At 59.7% G+C, this 24,449-nt stretch carries 21 protein-coding genes; 9 read left to right on the forward strand and 12 right to left on the reverse strand.

Annotation, left to right across the window (positions count from 1 at the left end):
* Nucleotides 1–10 precede the first annotated feature (10 nt).
* The 3 genes from AC1DF8_RS08875 to AC1DF8_RS08885 form a co-directional block, all read right to left on the reverse strand.
* Nucleotides 11–1,036 carry an ABC transporter permease gene (locus AC1DF8_RS08875; RefSeq protein WP_029869141.1) on the reverse strand — a complete coding sequence of 342 codons (1,026 nt, stop codon included), beginning with the start codon at nucleotides 1,034–1,036 and terminating at the stop codon, nucleotides 11–13.
* Nucleotides 1,037–1,072: 36 nt separating this feature from the next.
* Nucleotides 1,073–2,614: a sugar ABC transporter ATP-binding protein gene (locus tag AC1DF8_RS08880; protein WP_478152993.1), complete on the reverse strand. Its 1,542-nt coding sequence runs from the start codon at nucleotides 2,612–2,614 to the stop codon at nucleotides 1,073–1,075.
* Between the two features lie 69 nt (nucleotides 2,615–2,683).
* A complete protein-coding gene (locus AC1DF8_RS08885) occupies nucleotides 2,684–3,613 on the reverse strand; it encodes a sugar ABC transporter substrate-binding protein (RefSeq protein WP_478152995.1) in 930 nt (309 codons plus the stop codon).
* A gap of 377 nt (nucleotides 3,614–3,990) precedes the next feature.
* Here AC1DF8_RS08885 and AC1DF8_RS08890 point away from each other — a divergent pair, with 377 nt between their 5' ends.
* Nucleotides 3,991–4,494, forward strand: coding sequence for a DUF1993 domain-containing protein (locus tag AC1DF8_RS08890; RefSeq protein WP_478152997.1), 504 nt, complete (start codon nucleotides 3,991–3,993; stop codon nucleotides 4,492–4,494).
* A gap of 6 nt (nucleotides 4,495–4,500) precedes the next feature.
* Here the strand turns inward: AC1DF8_RS08890 and AC1DF8_RS08895 are convergent, their stop codons facing one another.
* The 6 genes from AC1DF8_RS08895 to AC1DF8_RS08920 form a co-directional block, all read right to left on the reverse strand.
* Nucleotides 4,501–6,045, reverse strand: a complete 1,545-nt coding sequence (locus AC1DF8_RS08895; RefSeq protein WP_478152999.1) for an alkaline phosphatase family protein — start codon at nucleotides 6,043–6,045, stop codon at nucleotides 4,501–4,503.
* A complete protein-coding gene (gene galE / locus AC1DF8_RS08900; RefSeq protein ID WP_478153001.1) occupies nucleotides 6,023–7,006 on the reverse strand; it encodes a UDP-glucose 4-epimerase GalE in 984 nt (327 codons plus the stop codon). Before galE ends, AC1DF8_RS08895 begins: the two co-directional genes overlap by 23 nt.
* 130 nt (nucleotides 7,007–7,136) lie before the next feature.
* On the reverse strand, nucleotides 7,137–8,192 hold the full coding sequence (locus AC1DF8_RS08905; protein ID WP_183849658.1) for an ABC transporter ATP-binding protein: 1,056 nt from the start codon (nucleotides 8,190–8,192) through the stop codon (nucleotides 7,137–7,139).
* Nucleotides 8,193–8,204: 12 nt separating this feature from the next.
* Nucleotides 8,205–9,089: a carbohydrate ABC transporter permease gene (locus AC1DF8_RS08910; protein ID WP_113115474.1), complete on the reverse strand. Its 885-nt coding sequence runs from the start codon at nucleotides 9,087–9,089 to the stop codon at nucleotides 8,205–8,207.
* Complete coding sequence (locus AC1DF8_RS08915) at nucleotides 9,086–9,988, reverse strand: carbohydrate ABC transporter permease (RefSeq protein ID WP_478153004.1); 903 nt, start codon at nucleotides 9,986–9,988, stop codon at nucleotides 9,086–9,088. Before AC1DF8_RS08915 ends, AC1DF8_RS08910 begins: the two co-directional genes overlap by 4 nt.
* A 91-nt stretch (nucleotides 9,989–10,079) precedes the next feature.
* Nucleotides 10,080–11,420 carry an ABC transporter substrate-binding protein gene (locus tag AC1DF8_RS08920; protein WP_478153006.1) on the reverse strand — a complete coding sequence of 447 codons (1,341 nt, stop codon included), beginning with the start codon at nucleotides 11,418–11,420 and terminating at the stop codon, nucleotides 10,080–10,082.
* Nucleotides 11,421–11,683: 263 nt separating this feature from the next.
* Between AC1DF8_RS08920 and AC1DF8_RS08925 the strand changes: the two genes are divergently transcribed.
* From AC1DF8_RS08925 to AC1DF8_RS08940, 4 genes are all read left to right on the forward strand, one after another.
* On the forward strand, nucleotides 11,684–12,712 hold the full coding sequence (locus tag AC1DF8_RS08925; RefSeq protein WP_478153008.1) for a LacI family DNA-binding transcriptional regulator: 1,029 nt from the start codon (nucleotides 11,684–11,686) through the stop codon (nucleotides 12,710–12,712).
* Nucleotides 12,713–12,825: 113 nt separating this feature from the next.
* A complete protein-coding gene (locus AC1DF8_RS08930; protein WP_478153010.1) occupies nucleotides 12,826–13,863 on the forward strand; it encodes a hydroxyacid dehydrogenase in 1,038 nt (345 codons plus the stop codon).
* A 114-nt stretch (nucleotides 13,864–13,977) separates the two neighbouring features.
* Entirely contained in the window at nucleotides 13,978–14,622 is a 645-nt protein-coding gene (locus AC1DF8_RS08935) for a ThuA domain-containing protein (RefSeq protein WP_478153012.1), read from the forward strand.
* Between the two features lie 41 nt (nucleotides 14,623–14,663).
* Entirely contained in the window at nucleotides 14,664–16,175 is a 1,512-nt protein-coding gene (locus AC1DF8_RS08940; RefSeq protein ID WP_478153014.1) for an aldehyde dehydrogenase family protein, read from the forward strand.
* Between the two features lie 80 nt (nucleotides 16,176–16,255).
* Here the strand turns inward: AC1DF8_RS08940 and AC1DF8_RS08945 are convergent, their stop codons facing one another.
* Complete coding sequence (locus AC1DF8_RS08945; protein ID WP_478153016.1) at nucleotides 16,256–16,513, reverse strand: DUF2934 domain-containing protein; 258 nt, start codon at nucleotides 16,511–16,513, stop codon at nucleotides 16,256–16,258.
* 177 nt (nucleotides 16,514–16,690) lie between these two features.
* The gene (locus AC1DF8_RS08950) at nucleotides 16,691–18,220 is read right to left on the reverse strand and encodes an MFS transporter (RefSeq protein ID WP_478153018.1); all 1,530 of its coding nucleotides are present in this window, start codon (nucleotides 18,218–18,220) and stop codon (nucleotides 16,691–16,693) included.
* A gap of 165 nt (nucleotides 18,221–18,385) precedes the next feature.
* Between AC1DF8_RS08950 and AC1DF8_RS08955 the strand changes: the two genes are divergently transcribed.
* The 4 genes from AC1DF8_RS08955 to AC1DF8_RS08970 all read left to right on the forward strand — a co-directional run bounded on the left by AC1DF8_RS08955 (nucleotide 18,386) and on the right by AC1DF8_RS08970 (nucleotide 22,931).
* Nucleotides 18,386–19,312, forward strand: coding sequence for a LysR family transcriptional regulator (locus AC1DF8_RS08955; protein ID WP_478153156.1), 927 nt, complete (start codon nucleotides 18,386–18,388; stop codon nucleotides 19,310–19,312).
* A 110-nt stretch (nucleotides 19,313–19,422) separates the two neighbouring features.
* Nucleotides 19,423–20,568 carry a PspA/IM30 family protein gene (locus AC1DF8_RS08960; protein WP_478153020.1) on the forward strand — a complete coding sequence of 382 codons (1,146 nt, stop codon included), beginning with the start codon at nucleotides 19,423–19,425 and terminating at the stop codon, nucleotides 20,566–20,568.
* A 6-nt stretch (nucleotides 20,569–20,574) separates the two neighbouring features.
* Complete coding sequence (locus tag AC1DF8_RS08965) at nucleotides 20,575–21,225, forward strand: OB-fold-containig protein (protein ID WP_478153022.1); 651 nt, start codon at nucleotides 20,575–20,577, stop codon at nucleotides 21,223–21,225.
* On the forward strand, nucleotides 21,222–22,931 hold the full coding sequence (locus tag AC1DF8_RS08970) for a flotillin family protein (RefSeq protein WP_478153024.1): 1,710 nt from the start codon (nucleotides 21,222–21,224) through the stop codon (nucleotides 22,929–22,931). Before AC1DF8_RS08965 ends, AC1DF8_RS08970 begins: the two co-directional genes overlap by 4 nt.
* A 77-nt stretch (nucleotides 22,932–23,008) precedes the next feature.
* Here the strand turns inward: AC1DF8_RS08970 and AC1DF8_RS08975 are convergent, their stop codons facing one another.
* The gene (locus AC1DF8_RS08975) at nucleotides 23,009–24,427 is read right to left on the reverse strand and encodes an RtcB family protein (RefSeq protein ID WP_478153026.1); all 1,419 of its coding nucleotides are present in this window, start codon (nucleotides 24,425–24,427) and stop codon (nucleotides 23,009–23,011) included.
* Nucleotides 24,428–24,449: the final 22 nt, after the last annotated feature.

Genomic DNA, 24,449 nt, shown 5'->3' on the forward strand with positions numbered 1-24,449 from the left:
TTTTCCCGGTTCAGTGCTTGGTTCGTTTCTTCTGCCTGTAGACGTCGATAACGACGGCCGCGATGATGATGACGCCCTTGACGATTTCCTGGTAGTAAGCGTCGATCCTGAGAAAGGTGAAGCCTGACGTCATGACGCCGAGAATGACGGTACCGATGACGGTGCCAGTGATGCGTCCGACGCCGCCGGTGAGCGAAGTGCCGCCGATGACGGTCGCGGCAATCGCGTCGAGTTCATATCCGACACCCATGCTGGCTTGGGCGGTTTCAGCGCGAGCCGCCGTAACAATACCGGCAAGACCGGCAAGCAATCCCGCAATCACATAAACCTTGACGAGATGCGCCTCGATATTGATGCCCGAGACGCGCGCGGCCTGCGGGTTCGCACCGATGGCGTATGTGAACTTGCCGTAGCGGGTGTAGCGCAGCGCAATGTGAAAGATCAGCGCAACAACCAGAAAAACGACGACGGGCCACGCCTTGGTTCCGATGAAATGGAATTGCTCGGTGATCCCGGAAACCGGCTGCCCCTTCGTATACCACTTCGCCACGCCTCTCGCCGAAACGAACATGCCAAGCGTTGCGATGAAGGGAGGGATCTTCGTATAGGCGATGAGCGCGCCATTTATGAGACCGGCAGCCGACCCGATCAGCAGGCCGATCATGATCGGCACGAGAGCGGGCAGGTCGGTCAGCGAGGGGAAGACGGCTCGTCCCCAGGTAGAGGACTGGGCGAAGCTGGTTGCGATCATCGCCGTCATGCCGACGACCGAGCCCGACGAAAGATCGATGCCGCCGGTGATGATGACCTGGGTGACGCCGACAGCGATGATGCCGATGACGGAGACCTGCAGGATCATGATCGTCAGGCGCTGCGAGTTCAGAAGAAAGCTCTGGCCGATAAAGATCCAGCCGAGAATTTCATAAACGAGCGCAATACCGACCAGCACGAGGAAGATGCTGAGTTCCGGCGGCACACGCCGCCGTCTCGGCCGGGTTGCGAGGGGTGCTGTACCCTCTGCTGCCTTGATAGTCATGTCAAACCTCCCTTTGGCGATCGTTGTCACGCGCAATCACTGCGCGGCGAGTTCCATCACCTTGATCTGCGTTGCTTCGTCGCGATTGAGAAAACCGGTGACGCGCCCCTCGTGCATCACCATGATACGGTCGCTCATGCCGAGAACCTCGGGCATCTCCGAAGAGATCATGATGACGGCGACGCCGTTGCGCGCCATTTCCGTGACCAGCCGATGGATTTCCGCCTTGGCCCCGACATCGATGCCGCGTGTCGGCTCGTCGAGAATCAGGATTTTCGGATTGGTGAGCAGCCAGCGGCCGATCAGCACCTTCTGCTGATTGCCGCCCGAGAGGTTCTCGACCCGCTCATAGAGGGTCGGGGTCTTGACACGCAGCTTGCGCGCCATGTCCTCGCAGGTTTCCTCAATCGCGCCTTCCTGAACAAAGCCGCCCTTGACGAATTTGTCGTGCAGCACGGCGACCTGCATGTTTTCGAGCACGTTGAGGATCAGAAGACAGCCCGTATCCTTGCGATCTTCCGTGAGGAAAGCCATGCGATTGCGGATCGCTGTCGTCGGCGAAGTGATCTGTACCTGCTTGCCGAAAAGCTCGATCGTGCCGGAGCTTGCCGGTGTCACGCCGAACAGCGTTTCGGCGACATTCGATCGGCCGGAGCCGACGAGGCCTGCCACACCGAGGATTTCGCCCGAACGCACCTCGAAGGAAACGTCGCGGAAGATGCCGGACAGGCTGAGGTCCTTCACCGACAGTACCACCTCGCCGATCGGCACCTCTTCCTTCGGGAACATCTGGGTGATCTCGCGGCCGACCATCATGCGGATGATGTCGTCGCGGGTGACATCAGTGGAGGCATGCGTGCCGATATATTTGCCGTCACGGAACACGGAGAACTCGTCGGCGATCTCGAAGAGCTCGTTCATCTTGTGGGTGATGTAGACGATGCCGATGCCCTGGGATCTCAGGTCGCGATCGATGCGGAAAAGATGCTCGACCTCGCGCTCCGTCAGCGCCGAGGTCGGCTCGTCCATGATGAGGACGTCGGAATTGTAGGAAACTGCCTTGGCGATCTCGACCATTTGCCGGTTTGCGACCGAGAGGTAGCGGACCTCGATATCGGGATCGATCGCGATATTGAGCCGGGCAAACAGCGCCTCGGTCATGCGATGCATCGCGCCGTGGTCGACGAAACCGAAGCGGTTCTTGGGCTCGCGGCGAATCCAGATATTTTCTGCAACCGTCATGAACGGCATCAGGTTCAGCTCCTGATGGATCATGGCGATCCCATTCTCCAGCGCATCGAGCGGAGATTTCAACCGGATTTCCGCCCCTTTCAGGCGGATATCGCCCTTGTCGGGCGTGTAGATGCCGGCGAGGATTTTCATCAGAGTCGACTTGCCGGCGCCGTTTTCACCCATCAGCGCATGCACGGAAGCGCGCTTCAGCCGGAACTGCACATCGTCGAGCGCGACGACCCCCGGAAATTCCTTGCGAACGCCCTCTGCGCTCAAGAGATATTCCGCATTCGGAACTGCGCCGCTTGCGCGCACGGCGGCCATGGTTGACGGGCTGACGACCATATCATCTCCTCCGGATACGGACAGGCTGAAAGGATGCGGGCAGAACCCGCATCCTGCTTGGCGTTCGCCTCAGTTCTTGGAGACAAAGTCCTTGACGTTGGCAGGCGTGACGAGCTGGAAGGGGATGTAGACCTTCTTCTCGACCTTTTCGCCCTTGGCAATCTTGAGTGCCGTGTCGAGCGCGCCCTTGCCTTGGCCCGCGGCATCCTGGAACACGGTGACGTCGAGGTCGCCGGCCTGCATTGCGGCAAGCGCGTCCTGCGTGGCGTCGACGCCGCCGACGACGACCTTGGTCATATCCTTGCCGGCTGCCTTCAGCGCCTGGATGGCGCCGATCGCCATTTCGTCGTTGTTGGAGATCACGGCATCGAACTCGATGCCGCTGGAGAGCCAGTTGGTCATCAGGTCGGCGCCCTGGGTACGATCCCAGTTGGCCGTCTGCTCTTCCACGATCTCCAGTCCCTTGCATTCGTCTGTCTTGACGACATCATGAACGTCCTGGGTGCGCATGCGCGCAGCCTGGTTGGAAAGCTCGCCCATGATAACGACGGCCTTGCCCTTGCCGCCGAGAATACGGCAGATTTCCTTGGTTTCCAGCGTGCCGGATTCCTGTTCGTTGGAAGCGACGAAAGCCTGCTTTTCGGGCAGCGTGTCGACGTTGACCGGCTGACGGTTGACGTAAACCAGCGGAATGCCGGCATCGGCAGCGAGCTTCGACATTGCCGTCGTCGCATCGGTATCGACAGGGTTGACGATGATTGCATCGACCTTGGAGGCGATGAAATTCTGGATCTGGCTCTGCTGCTTGGAAACGTCGTTCTGCGCGTCTTCAACCTGCAGGGTGACGCCATTCAGCGTCTTTGCATAATCGGTCATGCCGTTGCGCAGAACGGTCAGGAAGTTGTCGTCGAATTTCGCCATCGAAACGCCAACGGTTTCCGCATGTGCGGTCGTCGACAGGACGAGCGCCATCGCGGTGCCCAGGATAAATCTTTTCATTGCATTTCCTCCACAAAGCGGTGCCCGGCTGCACCCTCCTCACGCCGGGGTCCCAGACATCCGTCTGCGAACCTCAATCCCATGCCGCCCCTCCCGTGGCGGTTCCGTTAAAACGGAACAAACAAACCGTAAAATTTGTTTCGCGGAATATTCATTCCGAAACGACGTCAAGTCTCTTTGCCGATTTCCGCTGTCGCTGCGGAGTAGAAGCCATTCTGCCAAGGTGAATTGTGCATGATTGGTCTGTTGCAATCTGGCCATCATGGGAAAGGACCGTCACAGGCGCGTATTGCGAAAGCCGTAGAGATCCCCATCTAGGCGGAGCCCCAACGGCCTGCGCACACAGCCGTTTTTTAAAGAATTTGGAGAGAGGACCAATGTCCATTTCGATGTATCGTTTGACCGTGCCGATGTTCCAGCGCGGCATTGCCAGTCTGAAGACCTATCTCGACAAGGCGGAAGCCTATGCCGAGGAAAAGAAAATCGACCCGACCATCCTCATAAATGCACGCCTTGCCCCGGATATGCTGCCGCTTTCCGGCCAGTATCAGCGCGCCAGCGATAGCGCGAAGTTCGCGCTCGCCCGCCTGACGGCAACTGAGGCGCCGAAGTTCGAAGATAATGAAACGACGATCGCCGACCTGCGGGAGCGTATGGCCAAGACCGAAGCTTACCTTGCGAGCTTTTCTGCCGAAGCTCTTGATGGCAGCGATCTAAGGGAAATCACGGTTCCGGGCCGCAACGGCTCTGTCGTTCCCGGCATCGAATATGTCGCGCTCTTCGCGCTGCCGAACTTCTATTTCCACGTGACGACGGCACACGCCATCCTGCGCAATCAGGGTGCGCCGGTCGGCAAGCGGGACTTCCTCGGAAACTTCTGACGCCGCTCAGGGCCGGTACATCACCGGCCCTTTTTCCGTCAGCTCGGTATAGGCAAGCGTCTGATCCAGATGTCGCGCTCTGAGCGACAGCAGCCGTTCGGCATAGTGGAGCCGCACCGAAGCATAGGCCGGATCATCGGCAAGATTGCGCAGCTCCATCGGATCCTTGACGAGATCGAAGAGCAGTGCTGGCAATGAAGTGAAATGTACATATTTGAATCGCTCGTCGCGGATGACGGCAAGATTCAGCTCGTTCGGCCGAAGGCCGAAATGCCGTTCCGCTTCGCCATGGGCGATATCCCGGAAATCGAATTCCCAGAACGCCGCATCCCGCCAGCCCTGCGCCATACCGCCATCGAGGAAAGGCGCAAGCGAGCGCCCGTCGATATCATTGGCAGGTCTGATGCCGAGCCGATCGCAGAGCGTCGGGAACACATCGGCAGCACTGGTGAAACTCTCGACGATACCGCCGGCTGAAGCCGCGCGAGGATCGCGGATGACGAGAGGAATATGATAGCTGCCCTCGAAATAGCCGCCCTTGCCGAGCGTCCAGTGATCACCCGCCATCTCGGCATGATCGGACGTGAAGACGATGATCGTGTTGTCCCATTCGTCCGCATCCTTCAGCGCCTGCCAGATCCGACCGAGCTGGTCATCCACCTCGGCGATCATCCCATAGTAGATCGACCGGATGGCGTCGAAGTCGGCAGCGCTCAAATCGCTGAGCGGTCCCTCCGCTCCATGGATGAAGCTGCCCTTTTGAGTTCGCGGCATGGCATAGGCGAGATAGGGATGGCCTTGCTGTTCCCTTTCACGGTCCGTCGCACGCGCAAAAGCAGGGCCTTCCCCAGGCCCGAACATCCGGTTGAAGGGCTCCGGCACGGAGAAAGGCGGGTGCGGCCGCAAAAAGGAAATATGCGCGAACCATGGCGCATCCTGCTCGCCCATCCAGCGGATGAATTCCCCTGTCAGGAAGGCGGTCTGCGTCTCTCCGCGTGAATAGGCTGGCGCCGCATTCGAGATTTCCCCTCCGACAGTCCCGACCGGAATATGGACATCGCGGCTGGTGGCATCCGCGCGGCCGCGTGAGCGTAGCCATGAGAGCCACTGCCTCTCATGCTCCGGCAGAAGCTGGCGGACAGTGAAACCCGGCAACACACCTTCATAGGTCGTCAAATGCGGGTCATTGGCATCCATATCGCGCGGATCGGGCGCCGTATCCGTATAGCCGAACAGCGTCGGGTCGTAACCCGCCCGCCTTGCTGCCAGCGCCAGATTGTCGAAACGCCGGTCGAGCGGCGAACCGTTCCGGCAGACCCGGTGGTTCATCTGGTAGAGGCCGGTATAGAGCGTGGCCCGCGCCGGCGAACAGGGAGCGGCACCGGCATAATGCCGCCGGAAGAGCGTCCCGTCTTTAGCCAGGGCATCGACATTGGGCGTCCTGACGCAGGCGTGCCCCACAGAAGAGAGACAATCGCCGCGCCATTGGTCCGCAGTGATGACGAGAACGTTGGGCTTTGAGCCGCGTTTAGTGATGGTTTGATCGCGCATGYCAGTTCCAGGCCGACTGGATGATCCGCGAGAGATCATATTGCGGCACCCAGCCCAACACGTCCCGCGCCTTGTCGTTATTGGCAACCAGCGTATGCGAATCGCCCTCGCGACGACCGATATACTCGACCGGGAACGGCTTTCGGGAGACGTCTTCGATGGCGCCGAGCAGTTCCTTCACCGTCGTGCCGGTGCCCGTGCCAAGATTGAGCGCGACGGATTCACCGCCATCAAGCAGATATTGGACGGCGCGCACATGTGCGTCAGCAAGATCGAGAACATGGATATAGTCGCGCACGCAGGTGCCGTCGCGCGTCTCGTAATCGCTGCCGAAAACCTTGAACCCCTGGCGACGGCCGAGCGCTGCATCGATCGCCAGCGGGATCGCATGCGTTTCCGGCTGGTGCCATTCGCCGATCCGGCCTTCGAAATCGGCACCGGCGGCATTGAAATAACGCAGCACGACGGAGCGAAGGCTCTTGTACTGGTCGTAATCGGCAAGCGCCTGCTCGACGATATATTTGGTACGGCCGTAGGGATTGATCGGCACCTGGCGATGCGTCTCATCGAGCGGCACGCTCTGCGGCAGACCATAGGTCGCGCAGGTGGACGAGAAGACGAAGGCATTGATGTCGGCGGCCTGCGCCGCCGACAACAGCGTCAGCGTGCCGATGACATTATTCTCATAGAACGAGACCGGATCCTTGACCGATTCGCCGACTTCGATCAGCGCCGCGAAATGCAGGATTGCCGACGGCTTATGCTTTGCCAGCACCTCATCGAGACGGGCCCTATCGCGAATATCGCCCTCTTCCGCCGGTCCCCATTTGACGAATTCGCGATGGCCGTTGGAAAAATTATCGAAGACGACGGGCTTGTAACCCTTGTTCGCCAGATCAAGACACGTATGCGAGCCAATATATCCCGCACCGCCGACGACGAGTACCGTTTCACCTGCCATGCATCTCACCTTTTGCAAGCCACAGATGCGCGGACCTTAGCCAAGTTACACGTCAGTAAAAAGTTATCTCGGTTACATATCTGCAAAAATAAGAAGATTAGAGGCGGCTTGTATATGAAAATGCACGTGTTTACAGGGCGATTGCATGGCCGGCCCCGTCGAAAAGATGCAGTTCATTCCTATCGAACTGCAGGCTGATGGCCTCGCCGACGGTGAGCCGGGCATTTCCGGCAAGCCGCACCGTTACCAGCGCACCGTCGGAAAGGGCGACATAGGCGTAAGTATCCGAGCCCAGTCGCTCCACCACGTCCACCTTGCCGTCGAGATTACCCTGGCCGACAGCGGTCACGGTAATGTCTTCCGGCCGTACGCCAAGCTTGGCTGCATTGGCGGGCGCCGAAGCGAGGTCGAGGCGCCCCGAACTGGCCACGCGTAGTCCGCCATCCACGCGTTCCGCGTCGAAGACGTTCATCTTCGGCGAGCCGAGAAATTGCGCGACGAAAAGATTGGCCGGCTTCTCGTAAAGATCGATCGGCGAGCCGATCTGCTGGATTTCTCCATCTTTTAGGACCACGATCTTATCGGCAAGCGTCATCGCCTCGACCTGGTCATGGGTGACGTAAATCATCGTCGCTTTCAGCCGCTGGTGCAGCTTGGCGATCTCGATGCGCATTTCCGCGCGGAGTGCCGCATCGAGATTCGATAAGGGCTCGTCGAAAAGGAAGGCGACGGGATCGCGCACGATGGCACGGCCGATCGCCACGCGCTGCCGCTGGCCGCCGGAAAGCTCCTTCGGTTTGCGGTCGAGATACGGTTCGAGCCTCAGCGACGCCGCCGCCGCCTGCACGCGCCGCGCAATCTCCGCCTTCGGCGTGCGCGCCACCTCCAGCCCGAAGGCCATATTGGCGCGCACGGTCTTGTGCGGATAGAGAGCATAGGACTGAAAGACCATGGACAGGCTGCGGTCTGCCGGGCCGAGCTCCGTAACATCCTCGCCGTCGATCAGGATTTGGCCGGAGGTGGCCTCCTCCAGACCGGCGACGAGGCGCAGCAGCGTTGACTTGCCGCTGCCCGACGGACCGACGAAGACGACGAATTCGCCGTCTTCTATATGGAGGTCCAGTCCGCCGATGATGTCGAGTGCACCGAAGGATTTGCGGATCTTGCGAAGTTCAATGACGGCCATGTGCCAGTCTCCTCACGCCTTGACGCCGCCGGCGCCGAGGCCGCCTTGCCAGAAGCGTTGCATGACGATGAATGCGATGATGACGGGAACGATGCTGATGAGTGCGCCGGCCAGTACCAGCGTGAAAAGAGCCGCCCCGCCGCCCGAACCGACGGTCGCCGTCGCGTACCATTGCGCCAGCCCCACCGTGACGGGGAAATATTCGGCCGAACTCAGCACCACGAGCGGCAGGAAGTAGTTGTTCCAGGTCGCCACGAAAGAGAGGATCAGCACGGTGGCAAAGCCCGGCATCAGAAGCCTGAGCGTCAGCGCCGAGAAGATATGGAATTCACCTGCGCCATCGACTCGACCGGCATCGATCAGCTCATTCGGAATGGCATCGTCGGCATAGACCCGCATGAGGAAGACGCCCGGGGGATAGACCAGCGACGGCAGGATGACCGCCCACGGCGTATTGACCATGCCTACCTTCGACATCAGCAGGAAGAGCGGCACGACCAGCGCCGTCTGCGGGATCATGACAGCGCCGAGGATGATCGCAAAGATCAGGCGCTTGCCGCGGAAGTCATATTTTGCCAGCGCATAGCCGGCCATGGTTGAAAACAGTGCCGCGCCGATGCCGGCAACCGTTGCATAGAAAACGGTATTGAGCAGCCACCGGGCAAAGATGCCACCCTGATAGGAAAAGACCTGGCGGATATTCTCGAAAAGCCGGAAGTCGCCCGAGAACCACAGCCCGAAGGTGGTAAAGAGGTCGTTGTTCGATTTGGATGCCGCCACCAGGACGTAAAACAGCGGCAGCGCCGTATAAAGCCAGATCACAGCGAGGATTGCCGTCAGCGTCCAGCGATTGCGGCGAAAGGCGGAAGAGCGTTTCGATTTGCCGACGATGGTCATTTGCGGCCTCCGCGGTTGACGATCAGCATGAAGGCATAGGAGATCACCGCCGTGACGCCGCCGAGCACAAAGGAAACCGCAGCCGAATAGTTGTACTGCTGGTTGGTAAAGGCGAGCGTGTAGGCGTAGTAGTTCGGCGTAAAGGCATTGTTGATGACAGTCGGCGCCAGATTGCGCAGCAAATAGGGCTCGGAGAAGAGCTGCAGCGAGCCGATGATCGAGAAGATGATGGTGACGACGACCATCGGAGCGATCAGCGGCAATTTCACCCGCATCGCATAGGTAAAGCTGTTCGCCCCGTCCATGGAGGCCGCCTCTTCGAGATCGGCCGGAATGGCCTGCAGGGCGGCGTAATAGATGATCATCTGATAGCCGGTATATTCCCAGTTCGCGATATTGGCGATCGACGGCAATATCGTGCTCGGCCCGAGGAAATTCGGCGGCGGCAGACCGATGGCCGTGGCAAGCTGTGTGAACGGTCCAAACGACGGGCCGTAGAGATAGCCCCAGATCAACGTCGCGATAACGGCCGGCACGGCATAGGGAATGAAGAAGCTGATGCGGAAAAAACTCTTTGCATAAACCGTGCCGCTATCGAGAATGAGAGCGATAAGTAGCGCCGCTGCCACCATGCCGGGGATCTGGATCAGGGCAAATTTCACCAGCACGATGACGCCCTGCCAGAACTTGGGATCGCCGAGCGCGCGCGCGAAATTCTCCGCGCCGACGAATTTCGTCCCGGCAACCACTGTTGTCTTGTAGATTGCCAGCGTGAAGGCATAGGCCATCGGCGCGATCAGGAAGGCGATGAAAAGCAGTGCGAAAGGCGCGAGGAAGAGATAGGGCGCAATTCCCTTGCTCACCCGGTATCGCCGCTTGCGGCTTTTCAAACCGGCCATGTATCCGTCTCCGGCAGTTCAATGCGAAATGCGCCGGCATGGCGCGCGTGATGCAAAAGGATGCGGGAAGAAAATCCCGCATCCCCGCGGCTCATCCTTGGGAGACGGTGTAGCCCTGGTCGGAGCAATAGGCGCTGACCCCTTCCTGCAAGCGATCGAAGGCATCGCTGAGCGAGCCCTTGCCGCCGATGGAGGCCGAGAATTCCTGCTGCACCTGGGCAGCGAGATAATCCTGGAACGGCGCATACTGGAACGAAGAGTCGACGTGTTTGGCGCTTTCGGCGAAGACCTCGTTGACGGCCTGGCCGCCATAGAGATCGTACTTGTGGCCCATCAGCTCCTGATCGGAGGTAAGCTCCTTCAGAACCGGGAAGAGGTACTGCTTGGTCGTCCACATGCGCGCCACTTCCGGATTGCTGCCGAGGAAGACGGCAAGCTGCGTGGCTTCCTTCGGATGCTTCGTCGTGTTGAAGACGGCGAAGGTGGATCCGCCGAGATTGGCGGAGACATATTTGCCCTCTTCCCACTGCGGAAGAGGTGCTGCGCGCCAGTGGCCGTTGCTCTTCTTGGCAAACTGCGGAATGAAGACGGCGCCCCAGGCACCCGTCATCCACGACGCATAGGTGCCTTCATCGAGCCCGGTGAACCAGTCGGTGGTCCAGACCGGCGTCTTGACGCCGACGGCGTCGGCATCGATCAGGTCCTGCCAGAAGACGGCCCATTTCTTGGCGATCGCATCGTTGAGGTTCAGCTTGAGATCCGTGCCCTTGAGCTCGAAGGGCTTCCAGCCGGCCTGCGCGAGAAGTGCAATCACCCAGCCGCCGTCTGCCGTGCCACCGAAATTGGTAAGGTAAGTGCCGGGCGCGGCCTTGGAGAGCGCCTTGGAGTTGGCGGAAAATTCGGCCCAGGTCTTCGGAACTGCAATCTTGTGCTGGTCAAGCACGTCGGCACGGTAAAGAATACCCATCGGGCCGGAGTCCCACGGAATACCGTAGACGGCATCGCCATCCGAAGCAGAAGCCCAAGTCCAGTCGATGAACTTGTCCTTGACCTCGTTGGCGCCATGCTGGCCCATATCAAGCAGCGCCTGCAGCTGGCGAAAACCCGGAATGTTCGTGAATTCGACCTGGCCGACATCGGGCAGGCCGCTGCCGGCCTGGATAGCGTTGCGCAGTTTCACATATTCGTCCGGGCCTTGGCCGGCATTCTCGAGCTTCACGCTGATATTCGGGAAGGCCTTGGAGAAGAGGTCGATCTCGCTCTGCGTGTCGGGCGTCCAGGCCCAGATGGTCAGCTCCACCTTCTCCTGCGCGCTCGCAACCGAGCCGAAGCCGGACATGGCGGCAGCCGTAGCACCGGCGCCGGCAGCCTGCAGAAGCTGGCGGCGACTGATCATCGCCTGAATGAATTCGCGTTTCATGTCGTTTGTCATGGAACTCCTCCTCCCGAAACCGACGGCACCGGACTGAGCGCAAACGCAATGCGCGCCGCGGGACCGTCCTTCTACAGGGTCGCAATTCTGCATGCGCAATTTGCGTTGTCAATTGCGCAAATTTCAGCTTTGTGCAAATTTGATTGCGCAACATACCGTCTCTTGCGCTGCGATAAGCTGCGAAGAGCTATTGAAAATGCGTGGCAAAGGGTGGATTTGTCGCGGGAATCCTCGTTTGATCGAAGGGTTCAGGAGGACAGGTAGTGAAGAAATCAGGTAAGCCCGACGCGAACCAAATTGCGATCGCAAAAGCAGCGGGCGTTTCCGTCAGCACTGTTTCGCGCGCACTGTCCGATGCGCGAGGCATCAGCGACGAGCGCCGCATGCAAATCCGCAAACTTGCGCAGGATGCCGGTTATCTCGGACGCGGACGCCAGCCGGCCGCGCAAATGCGCCACCTGCGTGCCTATGTGACGGGAAGCCTTGCCACGGGCGGCCTTGCGCCCTTCTACGAAGCTGTCATCGCCGGCCTGAAGAGCAGCGCCCGAGACGGAGGCTTCACGCTCTCCATCCGCATGGTGGACGAGACCTCCCTTGATCCAGAGCGCATGCTGCGCGACCAGGAGAATGAAGAGGCGAACATGACGATCTTTGTCGGCATCGACCTCTCCGAAAATCTTGCATCGCATTTCCTCGATGGCACGCGCCACGCCGTGCTGGTCAATGGTTATGATCCCGCCATGCGCTTTGACTGCGTGGCGCCCAACAATTTCTTTGGAGCCGAACTCGCAGGCCGCACCCTGCTAAACGCGGGTCACCGGAATCTTCTTTATATCCACGATCATACGCGCTGGACGACGACCCAGCGCCGCCGCGGTTTCTATTCAGCGCTGGAGGCCTGTCCCGATGCGGTCTCTACGGCAATCAGCGTTGCTGGCGGCACCGATGCGGAATTGCTGGCTGAGGTGGAGAAGCGTGCCCGCGGCGAAGCCGGTTGGACGAGCGTTTTCTGCGCCAACGATATGGGTGCTTTCCGTCTCATGAACGCCCTCGGGGCGGCCGGCATTCCCGTGCCGGAAAAGATCTCCGTCATTGGTTTCGACGACCTTCCCTATGCCGCGCTCATGCATCCAAGGCTGACGACAATGCGCGTCGACTGTGCCGAGATGGCCCGGCAGGCCATCGGCCTTGTACAGCGGCGGCTTGCAGATCCCAGTGCCACGCCCCTGCAGATCGAATGCGGCGTCAACTTGCAGCGCGGTGAGACCGTTGCGCAAATTGCGCAAACTTGAGAAACATGCGTAATTAACTTGCGCAACTTGCGCATCCATGCGATCTGATGCGGGAGGCGGCTTGACCGCTCCGGTACTGCGCGAAGTTCTTCTTGGCGCAAGGGAGAGTGCAATTGCTTCAGGATGCTTCGATCGCAGAGAAAGCCCGCCCGGCCCTTGCTTTCGCCTTCGGACCCTTTGGCATTGAAAAGCTCTTTGCCACTGCTGATACAGCCAGGTTGAAGCGGGCCTGCCGAATGCCGGGCGAATTGCCGATTGGCGATTTCTCTACCGCTGCAGCAAGGCAGATTCTCACGGATGCGGAGATCCTCGTAACCGGTTGGGGCTGCCCGATGATCGATGCAGCGGTCCTCGACACTGCCCCCAAACTGCGGCTGATCGCTCATGCGGCCGGGTCGGTGAAGCATTTCGTCGCGCCGGAAGTTTTCGAGCGTGGCGTGGTCGTTACCAATGCTGCGGATGCGAATGCCGTTCCTGTCGCCGAATTTACACTTGCCGCCATTCTTTTTGCGAACAAGCAGGTTTTCCGGTTTCGCCGGGACTATACGTCGAAGCGCAGCTTCATCGGCGTTTCCCAGCAATATGACGGCGACGCCGGTAATTGGGAAAAGCGTGTCGGCATCATCGGCGCCTCGCGCATCGGCCGTCGTGTCATTGAGCTTCTGCGACCGTTCGGCATCGAAATCCTGCTGCACGATCCGTTGGTCGATGCGTCAGAGGCGCGCCGCATGGGCGCAACGCTTGTTCCTCTCGACGAACTGATGAAAAGCTGCGACACGATTTCCATCCACGCGCCGTTGCTCGCATCCACCCGCGGCATGATCGACGCCGGCATGCTGGCCCGCATGCCCGACGGCGCAACGCTGATCAACACCGCCCGTGGCGGCATTGTCGATAGCGCAGCACTGGAGGCCGAACTCGTCAGTGGCCGGCTCTGGGCAATTCTCGATGTGACGGAGCCGGAAACACCGCCGGTCGATTCCCCTCTTTATACGCTGGAGAATGTACTGATGACGCCACATATTGCTGGCGCCATCGGATGCGAGCGCCATCGTCTTGGCCGCCTCGTGGTCGAAGAGATAGAACGCTATCTGGCCGGCGAGCCGTTGCGCCATAGTGTTACCATCGAAGGTCTGCTGCATCAGGCCTAGAGCAATTCCGGTGAAAGCAGGCAGCGGTCTTACCTCCGGAATTGCGTGAAGACAAAGAGATAGAGAATTTTCGTAGTTCAAAAGAAAGAACGGAAACGCTCTGAAGGAGGAAGGATGAAGAAGGCGATCATCGTCTGGGGCGGCTGGGCAGGCCATGAGCCGGAACCATGCGCCAATATCGTCGGCGAGTTGCTGCGTGAAGACGGCTTTGCGGTCGAGATCACCAATGATCTCGACATCTTCGGCTCTCCGCAGCTTGCAAAAACCGACCTTTTGGTCCCTGTAATCACCGGCGAGACGCTGGAAAAGCCGCATGCCAATGCGCTTGTTGAAGCAGTACGTGGCGGGCTTGGCCTCGGCGGCCATCATGGCTGCCTTGCCACTTCCTTCAAGGAAAGCGCCCCCTTCCGCTACGTCTCAGGCGTCACCTGGGTCGCCCATCCCGGCAATATCATCGACTTCCGGGTCGCGGTGACGCGGCAGGACGATCCGCTGATGGAAGGTATCCCGGATTTCGACTACCGCTCGGAGCAATATTACCTGCACTACGATCCTTCGGTCGAAATCCTCGCCACCACAACCTTTACCGGCCAGTACGATCCGGCCGCGCGCAATATCGCGATGCCGGTAGTCTTCAAGCGGCATTTCGGCGAGGGCCGCATCTTCTATTCGGCACTCGGTCATGTCGCCGCCGAATTCAACCATCCCTACATGCCTCTCATTCTCCGGCGCGGCCTCAGTTGGGCCGCCCGACAGTAGTCGCCCATCAGCAGTCCCACTCAGCAATCAAGGACAAAGTCATGACCGTCCAATATCGCTTCATCGCGCCGCGCCTAGACGATCCGCGCCTTCTGCAGGACCGCCGCTATTCCATGCTGATCGATGGCAGGAGCGTTCCCGCCCAGTCAGGAGAGACGATCAACCGCGAAAGTCCTGCTCACCCCGGCCATATCGTCGGCGCCATTCCGAGAGGTTCGCGTGCCGACGCCGAGGCTGCAATTGCAGCTGCCCGCAACGCCTTCGACAATGGCCCCTGGCCGAAAATGACTGGTGGCGAGCGTGCCCGCATCATGCGCCGCGTCGCTGATCTGATCGAAGCGAACATCGAGGAGCTTGCCACCATCGAGGCGCTGGAGGTCGGCAAGGCAATCAACCAGGCGCGCGGCGAGATGGGCTTTTCCGCGACGCTCTGGCACTATGCCGCCGGCCACGCACAGGGCCTGGAAGGCGAAACGCATAATGATATGGGTGCCAATACGCTCGGTCTCGTGCTGCGCGAGCCGGCCGGCGTCGTCGGCATCATCACGCCGTGGAATTTCCCGCTGTTGATTGGCTCCGAGCGCATTCCCTGGGCGATTGGCGCAGGCTGCACCGTCGTCATCAAACCCAGCGAATTCACCTCGGGCTCGACCATCCGCCTCGCAGAACTTGCCCGCGAGGCTGGCTTGCCGGACGGTGTGTTGAATGTCGTAACAGGCTATGGCGCCGATGTCGGCCAGATCTTCGCCGAGCATCCCGATGTCGACATGGTCACCTTCACCGGTTCGCAGCGCGTCGGCCGCATCATCGGCGCGATTGCCGGCCAGAATATCAAAAGGGTCGGCCTGGAACTCGGCGGCAAGGGTCCGCAGGTTGTCTTCGCCGATGCCGATCTCGATGCCGCTGCCGCGAAGATTTCGGGCGGCGCCTTCCATTGCTCGGGTCAGGTCTGCATTGCCGGCAGTCGCCTGATCGTTCATGAATCCGTCGCCGACAAGCTTCTGGAAAAGGTCGAGGCTCTGGCGGCAAGGATCGTCACCGGCGATCCGCTCGACGATTCCAGCACCGTCGGCGCGCTGATCCACAAAGCCCATCTCGAGAAGGTCTCCGGCTATGTGGCCGCAGGCAAGGCGGATGGCGCACAGATCTATAGCGGTGGCACCATTCTCGGCGAAGGCGGCGCCTTCTACGCGCCGACGATCTTCACCGGCGTGAAACCGGATATGTCGATTGCTCGTGAGGAGATCTTCGGCCCGGTTCTTGCAAGCTTCCGCTTCAAGGATCCCGAAGAGGCAATCCGCTTGGCCAATGATACACCTTTCGGCCTTTCAGCCTGCGTCTGGTCGAGCAATCTATCGACTGCCCTGCAGGCGATCCGCCGCATCAAGGCCGGCCGTACCTGGATCAACGGCATGGGCGACGGCACGCCGCAAATGCCGATCGGTGGCTACAAGCAAAGCGGGATCGGCCGCGAGCTCGGTCGTCATGGTTTCGATGAATATTCGGAGCTGAAGAACGTTCACATCACGCTTGCGGATAGCCTGGCGCAATAATGCAAAAGCCGYCGGCCTGATGGTCGGCGGCTTATACAAGCTCGCATGGAAATGGCTTTTGCCGCGTGGCCAGATTCAACCTAGCGGCCTGCCATCTTGCGCCGGCTGCTCTGATTATCCTGTGCCTCGGCCTCGTCATAGGTCCGCATCAAGCGTCCGGCTGCCTTCAGTTTTTCGATGAGATCACTGCCGTCGGCAGAAGCCTTGGTAGCTTCGAGCTGTTCGAACTCCCTGAGCGCCTGTGCCCAATGGCTCTCGCCCCGACCGTGCGGCCGGCCTTCTTCTTCCCAGATGGCATATGCCCGCTGGTTGACCCAATCATCCCGATTACGATTCATTTCAAAACCCCAGCCAGTAAATATGCTCACGCAATGCCAATGGAAATAAAAGTGACAGCCCGGACTTTAGGAGTCGTTACTGACGGATGTAATATTGCAGGATAAATTGCGTCGGAAAGAGTAGTTTTTCAGTGGCTATAGTTAAAAGGGCGGAAACGTTTGTCCGCCCTTCTCCGTTCAAACAGCAACAGACTCTTCAGCCGCTTCGCCGGCTTTGCCGACGCCTCGTCCCATGAAAGTGAAAATGACGATTGCCGTCAGAACCGTGATGCCGGTTAGAAACCACAGAAGCAGGCCGAAAGCATCATTATAGGCATGGATGAGTTCCAGTTCGCCCATTCCGGAAAGAGCCTGGCCCGCACCCTTGAGATCGCCCGTCACCAGACGCTGTGCCGCCACGATCGCTTCATGGCTTGTTCCAAGATAGGACTGCGTCAGCGCGGAGAGGACCGCACTCACGATGGCGAGTGCCACCCCTTCGCCGGCGACGCGGGTCGTGCTGAAAATCCCGGTTGCCATGCCGGCGCGCTCCTTCGGCACGACACTGACGGCAAGCCCGTCCATGAGGCCCCAGGGCAGGCTGATGCCGATACCGATCGTCAGCAGGGGTGCAACAAGCGCCACATGGTCCGAACCGACGGGAATATGGGCGAGCCAGAAGAGACCGACAGCCGAGATGACGAGACCGGCGCTGCAGATCGTCGCTGCCGGCAACCACCGGGTCAGCAACCCGGCCGCGATCGGCAGGATGAGGAGCGGGCCGGAAAGCGCGATCATCATCTGTCCCCCAGCAACCGCACTCAAACGCTCGATACCGACGAAACGCACCGGCAGCAGGATCAGCAGGACAACGAATGCATAGGCTGGAGCAGCCGCAAGGAGTTGCACGCCGACGAAACGGGGATACCGGAAAAGCGTCAGATCGAGCATAGGCCGCTTTACGAGGTGCTCGATGAAGCAGAAGAGAGCCATCAGCAGCGCCGAGCCCAGAAGGAGCCCAAGCGTAAGGGCATCGCCCCAGCCGCTCTCCGGTGCCTGCAGCACGCCATAAGTAAAGAGCGAGAGAGCGAGCGTGAAGCTGATTGCGCCCGGCCAATCGAGCCCCCTTGCCTCGGGATCGCGGGTTTCCGTCAGGAATACCGCACCGAATATGAAAGCGATGATGGCGAGGCCAACAACGAGTGCGAAGATCGCCCGCCAACCGAAGGCTTCGATCATCATGCCCGACGCCATCGGTCCGAAGGCCAGGCCAATACCGAAACTCGCGCCGACGAGACTAAAGGCACGCATGCGTTCCTTTCCGTCGAACTCTTGCGCCAGCGATGCCATCCCGCCAGAGAAAGCCGCGGCCGAGCCGAAACCCTGGAGCGCGCGAAGGCCGTCGAACCAGACGATATCTGGCGAAAAGGCAAGCCCGCCGGAAAACAGGATGAAGGCGGCAAGGCCGCACAGGAAGATGCGTTTGCGGCCATAGCTGTCCGCGAGCGCACCGGCGGCCATAAGCGTGCTGCCAAAGGTAAGCATGAAGGCATTGGTGACCCAGTTGTGGGCAATGGGGCTGCCGCCGAGTTCGGCACTGATTGCCGGCAGGGCCACGGCGGGACCTGTAAAGGTAAGAGGCATAGCCGCCGCTGCGGAGCAGACGGCGATCAAGACGAAGATTTTCTCCGCGATACTTGCAGGTTTAGACTTGTGGGGAACGGTCATCAGATATCCGCTGGTTCGAGGGTGGGACGCGCTTGGGAGGGGCACGGGCGGCGCTGAAACGCCTGGACTTCGAATGCGGAAAGCAGCATAAATTGAGGATAATGCTTCGATAACTTATGGTTTGTTCCGCATATAAAGGAAGAAACCGCTCGAATGGATCTGTATATGGACCAGCCTCTGGGTGGCCTCACGGCATTCGTCAGAACGGCGGATCTTGGAAGTTTCGTCGCCGCCGGCCGTGCTCTCGGCCTTTCCGCATCCGCTGTCGGCAAGGCCGTAACCGCGCTTGAACAACAGCTCGGCGTCCGCCTGTTCCAGCGCTCGACGCGGAGCTTGCGACTGACGGAAGAAGGCCGCCTGTTCCATGAGCGCTGCCGGCGCATCCTTGATGACCTGGAAGACGCCCAAGCCTCGCTCGCTCAGGCGGTTGCGATCCCTCGGGGGCGGTTGCGCGTGAGCGTACCGCTGGTCAGCTACCATCTGATCCTGCCGATCCTGCCGGAATTCGTGAACCTCTACCCGGAGGTCGAACTCGATCTCGACTTCAACGACCGGATTGTCGATCTGATCGAAGAGGGCGTCGATGTCGCCATCCGCAGCGGAACCTTGCCGGATTCGCGGCTGATGTCGCGTGCACTTCGCCCGTTCCAGCTTCTGCTATCCGCGGCTCCCGCCTATCTAGAAAAACACGGCACTCCGGATTGCCCACGTGACCTGGAAGGTCACTTAGGCGTCCGCTTCCGATTCCCGAATTCCGGAAAACTGCAGCCCTGGCCGCTCAGCCTCTCTCCCGATCATCCGGAAATCAGAACCCGCACGGTGCTGACCTGCAACAACATGGAAGCCCTTCGCGGCGCCACCGTCAGTGGCATGGGCATCGGCTGCATGCCGGATTTCCTCGCCCGCGATCCTCTTGCAGATGGCAGGCTGCGCACGGTGCTCGATGCCCATATCGATGCCCCCGCCCAGTTCCACCTGCTCTGGCCATCCAACCGGCACCTTTCGCCCAAGGTCCGCGTGCTTGTCGATTTCCTCAGCGAAAAGCTCTTTTCCGATCGTTGCGAGAGCGTCCCTATTGCACGCCACGCTTGAGAAAATCATTTATGTCCTGAATGCGCCATACATACCCAGGGATTCATCCGCCGGATAAAATTTCAACTAAAAACTGAAACCTGGACTTGAAAGCACAAAAGCAGTGCTTTATGTTTAAAGGCATGGCCCAAACCGCTCACACATCGATTTTGCGCTATGACCTTTCGCCTGACCCTGAGGCAAAACAGGCTCTGGACGAGACCTTTGCCGCCTACGCGAAAATGCTCGCCATGCTCGACGAGATGCTGACGGAAGAAGACGGAGCCAATCTCGTTACGCTTCACGAATTGGCTTATGAGACCGTTCGGGAGAAAACCGGTCTGCCGGCCAGGCTGGTCACCCTCGGTCTGCGCGACTTCGCATCCAATCGCAACCATCCGATATCACCGGCAAAACTGCCTCTGGATGAAAAACTGTTCTCGATAAAGGGACCCGCAACGCTGTCACTCGCGACCGTTCGTGGCCGAATGATCGTTCCTTACGACGTGGCGGGCTATTCGAACGGGTCGATCAACATCTTTGCGGCTCAACTCGTTGCCAACAACGGTGCCTTTCAGATCGATATCGGCGTCACTCCGCATGCAAACCGAAGGGAGATCAATATCATGACAAGTGAAGGGATATTGTCGCGCGTAGGTCGCCTTATCGCCGGACTTGCGAATGCTGCCGTCGACAAGGCCGAAGGAGCAAACAAAATCGCGGTCGTCGAACAGGCGCTTCGTGACATCGATTCTGCTGCCGATGAGGCCCGTGTGGACCTCGGCAAATCACGGGCGGAAGAATATCGCATCCAGACCCGACGCAGCGAGATCGAAGCTGATCGGCGCGCCCTCGATGACAAGATCCGCACAGCCATGTCGGCCAATCGAGATGACCTTGCGAAGGCGGGCGTGGCAAGACAGATCGATCTGGAGGCGCAGCTTGCTGCACTCGACAATGCCCTATCGGCCGCTAGAACACAGCTGGATGAGGGCCAGCAAGCGCTTCAGGCAATCCTGGCGACACGCCGTGAGGCAGAAGAAAAGCTGGCCGCTTTGAAGCGTAGTCTTCAGCATCTGCATGAAGCTTCCGACACTGCAGCCGGCCGAAATCGGCCGACTGACGGGGCAGCCCGCGCGGCCGCGGCCGTCTCACGCCTCACGGGAGTTCCGTCAGAGGATAAGGCTGCAAGCGCAGAACTGGATGAACTTGACCGTCTGCATCGGGAACAGGCTATCGAAGCCCGGCTCGCGCAGCTCAAGGCCGGTCAGAATTAAGCGCCGATGGATCTTTTCCTCGACCCTCACTCCACCCCCTTTGCTGTTGCGGCAATCATACTGGCTGCACTAACCTTTCTGGAAATGTGCTGCCTTTTGATTGGGTTTTCGCTCAGCGAGCTGATCGGAAAGGCATTACCCGACGATCACGGCAGCGGCGTGTCGGGGCTTCTGTCATGGCTCAACTATGGCGGAGTTCCGGTTCTGGTGCTGCTGATGCTGTTTCTCGGCATGTTTGCCTTAAACGGCTTTGTTTTCCAGGCGATTGCCCGAACCCTTTGGTTGCCTTTGCCGACACTCGTGGCCGCGGTGCCTGCTTTTCTTGTCGCGATCCCTGAAGTCCGATCCCTGACCAGGATCGTCGGGCGGCTCGTACCACGTGATGAGACCTATGCCGTTGACCTCGCCGAATTCATTGGAAGGACTGGCGAAGTGACAGTCGGCCCGTTGGATCAAGGGCTGCCCGGCTGTGTTCGCATTAAGGACCGGCACAGCAATTGGCATACGTTCAGGGCTAGAGCCGCGCCGAACGAACGGCCCATGGCGATCGGCGCCCAGGTCCTCATTGTCGACCATAAATCCAATGTTTTCATAGCCGTCACTCCGCCGTCAAACATGCTGAAGGCGCCAGATACATATACCGGGGAGTCACCATGATATTCGATCTGCTATTGCCGGCCATTATCGGCCTTGTACTGATCCTGGGCATCGGCCTGGTTTTCGCAACACTCTACACTCGATCCAGCCGGGACGAGGCCTATGTTCGCACCGGTCTCGGCGGCCAGAAGGTCGTCCTCGATGGCGGCTCGGTCGTCCTTCCGATCTTTCAATCGATAGCGCGCGTCAATCTCAAGACGCTGCGGCTTGAGGTACGGCGCGGCGAAGGTGACGCACTCATTACCAAGGACCGTATGCGGGTCGATATTGGTGCGGAATTCTATGTGCGCGTCAAACCCGACGCCTCATCGATCGCGCTCGCTGCGCAGACCCTCGGCAATCGCACCAACGATGCGGAACAGCTTCGGATTTTGATCGAGGCGAAATTCGTGGACGGTCTTCGCTCTGTCGCCGCCACCATGAACCTCGATGCGCTGCAGGAACAGCGCATGGATTTCGTCAAGGCGGTGCAGGAGGCCGTCGGCGCTGACCTGCAATCGAACGGCCTCGAGCTGGAATCGGTCTCCCTGACCCGCCTCGACCAGACCGACATCAAGCATTTCAATGCCAACAACTTCTTCGATGCGCAGGGCCTTGCAACGCTGACCCGCATCACCGAAAGCCGCAAGAAGGAACGCAACGAGATCGTCCGCGACACGGAAGTCGCCATCGCCCAGAAAGATCTCGAAGCGCGCCAGCAGTCACTGGCAATCGAGCGCACCAAGCGCGAAGCCGAGCTCAACCAGGAGCGTGACATCGCCAATAAGTCGGCCGCAACGCGCGCAGAAACCGCCCAGCAGGAGCAGGCTGCCAAGCGCGCGGAAGAAGAGGCCCGCATCACCACCGAGCAGGCGATTGCCGAGCGCGAAGCTCTCGCCAAGCAGGTCCGCGAAAGCGCGAATATCGACGCATCCCGCGCCGTGCAGCAGCGCGATACCGAAGCCCGCCGCGACCTGCAGATCGTTTCACAGGAAAGCGCCATTGCCGTCGCCACCAAGAGCCGCGAGGAGTCCGAAGCCAAGGCTAAGGCGGAACAGGCAAGGGCCCTGGCTATCGCAGCGGAGGAAAAGGTTTCGACCGCAAAGGCCGTCGAAATTGCCGAACGCGAACGTCAGATCGCCGTCATCGACGCCCGCAAGAAGGCGGAAACCGACGCGACGGCCGTGACCGTCGGTGCCGAAGCTGAAAAACAGGCCGCCGTCGACCAGGCGGACGCCATCAAGACGCTCGCGGTGGCAGAGGCAGACGCCGCGGTCATCAAAGCGAAGGGCGTTCTGGAGACCGGCAAGGCGGCGGCCGAAAGCGAAGCCCTGCTGAACGAAGCACGCAACCGGTTGAGTGCGGCGATCATCGACTACGAAATCCTACGCGAGCGTATCCGTATCATCCCGCAGGCGCTGGCTGAGGCGGTGAAGCCGATCGAGAAGATTTCCGATATCCGTATTTTCGACACCGGCGGCATGCTGGGACGCGGCGGCGACGCCCGAAGCGGAAGCATAGGGCTCGGTGACGGACTTGCGGGCCAATTGCTGAATTATCAGGCCAACAAGCCCGTCCTCGACCAGCTTCTGAAAGAAGCGGGCTTTGCTGGAGACAACGCGGTTTCTTCGCTGCTCGGAAACCTCCAACCGAATTCGGCTGCCCGGCAGGAACCCGCTGACCTCAATGTTGATCTAAAAATCGAGGACCTATATCCACCGAGATAAATCTAATATCCAAAACCCAAAAGGGCGGATTACTCCGCCCTTTTTCTTTGTACAGGCCACATCTGCGCACATCCGGACTACCGGCGCTTCTTCCGCCAAGGCGCGTTTTTCTGCCAGTCGCCCGCCATGATGTTTCCGTAAGGAATCACCTCGTCGACCACCTCGGCAAGACCGTACTGTTCGATCTGCGCCCGGACATTGGCAGCCGATTTGTAGGCACCCGGCAATTCGGAAATATCCGCGAAGCCGGAGAAGAAACGCGCGTCGATCCCAGCCGCTTCCTTCGCCAGAATATCGGCGATGTTGTTCGGGCTGAGCCCGCGGGAGTCGGCACCGTATTCTTCTGCAAGACGCCGCAGATGGGCGCTGCGCGAGAAGTTTCGGCCGGCACCGTGCGGTGAGAAGCCCAAGCCATGCGCGGCATTCGAACCGCGAACGATGAGGATCGGTTCCGCCATGTTGAGCGGAATGATCGTCAGATCCGTTGCATCTGCCGCCCATTTGTCGAACGCCGGGGTCGCACCTTTCCCGTGATAAAAGAGGCCATCGGACTTCCTGAAAACGAAGTTGTGCTCGTTCCAGAAGCGATCAGCGACCTTGGCGGAGAGATTTTCCGCCGCCATATCATGGATGACATAGTGGTTCTCCTTCGTCCACTGACGCACCGTCTGAAGTGCCGCCCAGTAGAGTTCTGCCTCCTCGGTATCGCTGGGAATCCAGGCATTATCGCGCAGCGTTTCCGGCGAGATCTGTTCGCGGAAGCGGTTTGCAACCTTCATCCCACGATCATAGAGACGCGCACCCGGGGCCCGTGAACCGTGATGGGTCACGAGAGCCGTCTCGCCGCTCGATTTCATCGTTCCGACATAGGCAAAGTGGTTTCCGTCACCCTGCGTCCCGAAGTGTTCAATTCCCGCGCTGAACGCACCATCCTTCAAATACGGATTCTGCTGAAAAGCAGAAAGCGTGGCTTCAGACGGCTTGATCTGCGCACCGCGTGGACGGCCACCCGGACCGAAATGCGTCACGGCATGAACGGCATCCAGCAGCGATTTCGGATCGACGCTCGGAAAGATAGAGATCGCCATCGAGCAGCATATATCCGCAGAGTGCATGCCCGGATGGATTCCTTCCGATGCGACGACACCGCCGACCGGAATGGTTCCAACAGGCCCGGCCGGGCAGGCATCCGGCATGATTGCTGCCGCACGGATGACGGGCGTGCGGACAAGCTCGCGCATCGTCGCATTCACCTTCTCGACATTGTCTTGCTCGAAAGAGTTTTCAGCGCGGATGTTCGAATAGATCTCGATGTCGCCAGACGTGCGCAGCGCGAGCGTCGGCCCCGGCTGGAATGTCCGCGCAGCCGCCATCGCCTCATCCATGGAACCATTTTCGCTCACAACCTTATTGGCAGCATCGAGCGCCGGGCGAAACCACTTGCCCTGCAGCATGCCTGCGTCGATCAGATCCTGTCCGCTTACGACTTTAACCATTGTCTTTTCTGCTTCTGCAGTC

Source organism: Rhizobium sp. 05N49 (assembly GCF_056396805.1).

Coding starts and splice junctions, on each gene's coding strand:
- AC1DF8_RS08880 (WP_478152993.1), bottom strand. CDS start 2,614: ATGGTCGTCAGCCCGTCAACCATGGCCGCCGTGCGCGCAAGCGGCGCA.
- AC1DF8_RS08970 (WP_478153024.1), top strand. CDS start 21,222: ATGATATTCGATCTGCTATTGCCGGCCATTATCGGCCTTGTACTGATC.
- AC1DF8_RS08935 (WP_478153012.1), top strand. CDS start 13,978: ATGAAGAAGGCGATCATCGTCTGGGGCGGCTGGGCAGGCCATGAGCCG.
- AC1DF8_RS08905 (WP_183849658.1), bottom strand. CDS start 8,192: ATGGCCGTCATTGAACTTCGCAAGATCCGCAAATCCTTCGGTGCACTC.
- AC1DF8_RS08895 (WP_478152999.1), bottom strand. CDS start 6,045: ATGCGCGATCAAACCATCACTAAACGCGGCTCAAAGCCCAACGTTCTC.
- AC1DF8_RS08920 (WP_478153006.1), bottom strand. CDS start 11,420: ATGACAAACGACATGAAACGCGAATTCATTCAGGCGATGATCAGTCGC.
- AC1DF8_RS08955 (WP_478153156.1), top strand. CDS start 18,386: ATGGACCAGCCTCTGGGTGGCCTCACGGCATTCGTCAGAACGGCGGAT.
- AC1DF8_RS08960 (WP_478153020.1), top strand. CDS start 19,423: ATGTTTAAAGGCATGGCCCAAACCGCTCACACATCGATTTTGCGCTAT.
- AC1DF8_RS08940 (WP_478153014.1), top strand. CDS start 14,664: ATGACCGTCCAATATCGCTTCATCGCGCCGCGCCTAGACGATCCGCGC.
- AC1DF8_RS08875 (WP_029869141.1), bottom strand. CDS start 1,036: ATGACTATCAAGGCAGCAGAGGGTACAGCACCCCTCGCAACCCGGCCG.
- AC1DF8_RS08910 (WP_113115474.1), bottom strand. CDS start 9,089: ATGACCATCGTCGGCAAATCGAAACGCTCTTCCGCCTTTCGCCGCAAT.
- AC1DF8_RS08915 (WP_478153004.1), bottom strand. CDS start 9,988: ATGGCCGGTTTGAAAAGCCGCAAGCGGCGATACCGGGTGAGCAAGGGA.
- AC1DF8_RS08965 (WP_478153022.1), top strand. CDS start 20,575: ATGGATCTTTTCCTCGACCCTCACTCCACCCCCTTTGCTGTTGCGGCA.
- AC1DF8_RS08975 (WP_478153026.1), bottom strand. CDS start 24,427: ATGGTTAAAGTCGTAAGCGGACAGGATCTGATCGACGCAGGCATGCTG.
- AC1DF8_RS08890 (WP_478152997.1), top strand. CDS start 3,991: ATGTCCATTTCGATGTATCGTTTGACCGTGCCGATGTTCCAGCGCGGC.
- AC1DF8_RS08945 (WP_478153016.1), bottom strand. CDS start 16,513: ATGAATCGTAATCGGGATGATTGGGTCAACCAGCGGGCATATGCCATC.
- AC1DF8_RS08885 (WP_478152995.1), bottom strand. CDS start 3,613: ATGAAAAGATTTATCCTGGGCACCGCGATGGCGCTCGTCCTGTCGACG.
- AC1DF8_RS08950 (WP_478153018.1), bottom strand. CDS start 18,220: ATGACCGTTCCCCACAAGTCTAAACCTGCAAGTATCGCGGAGAAAATC.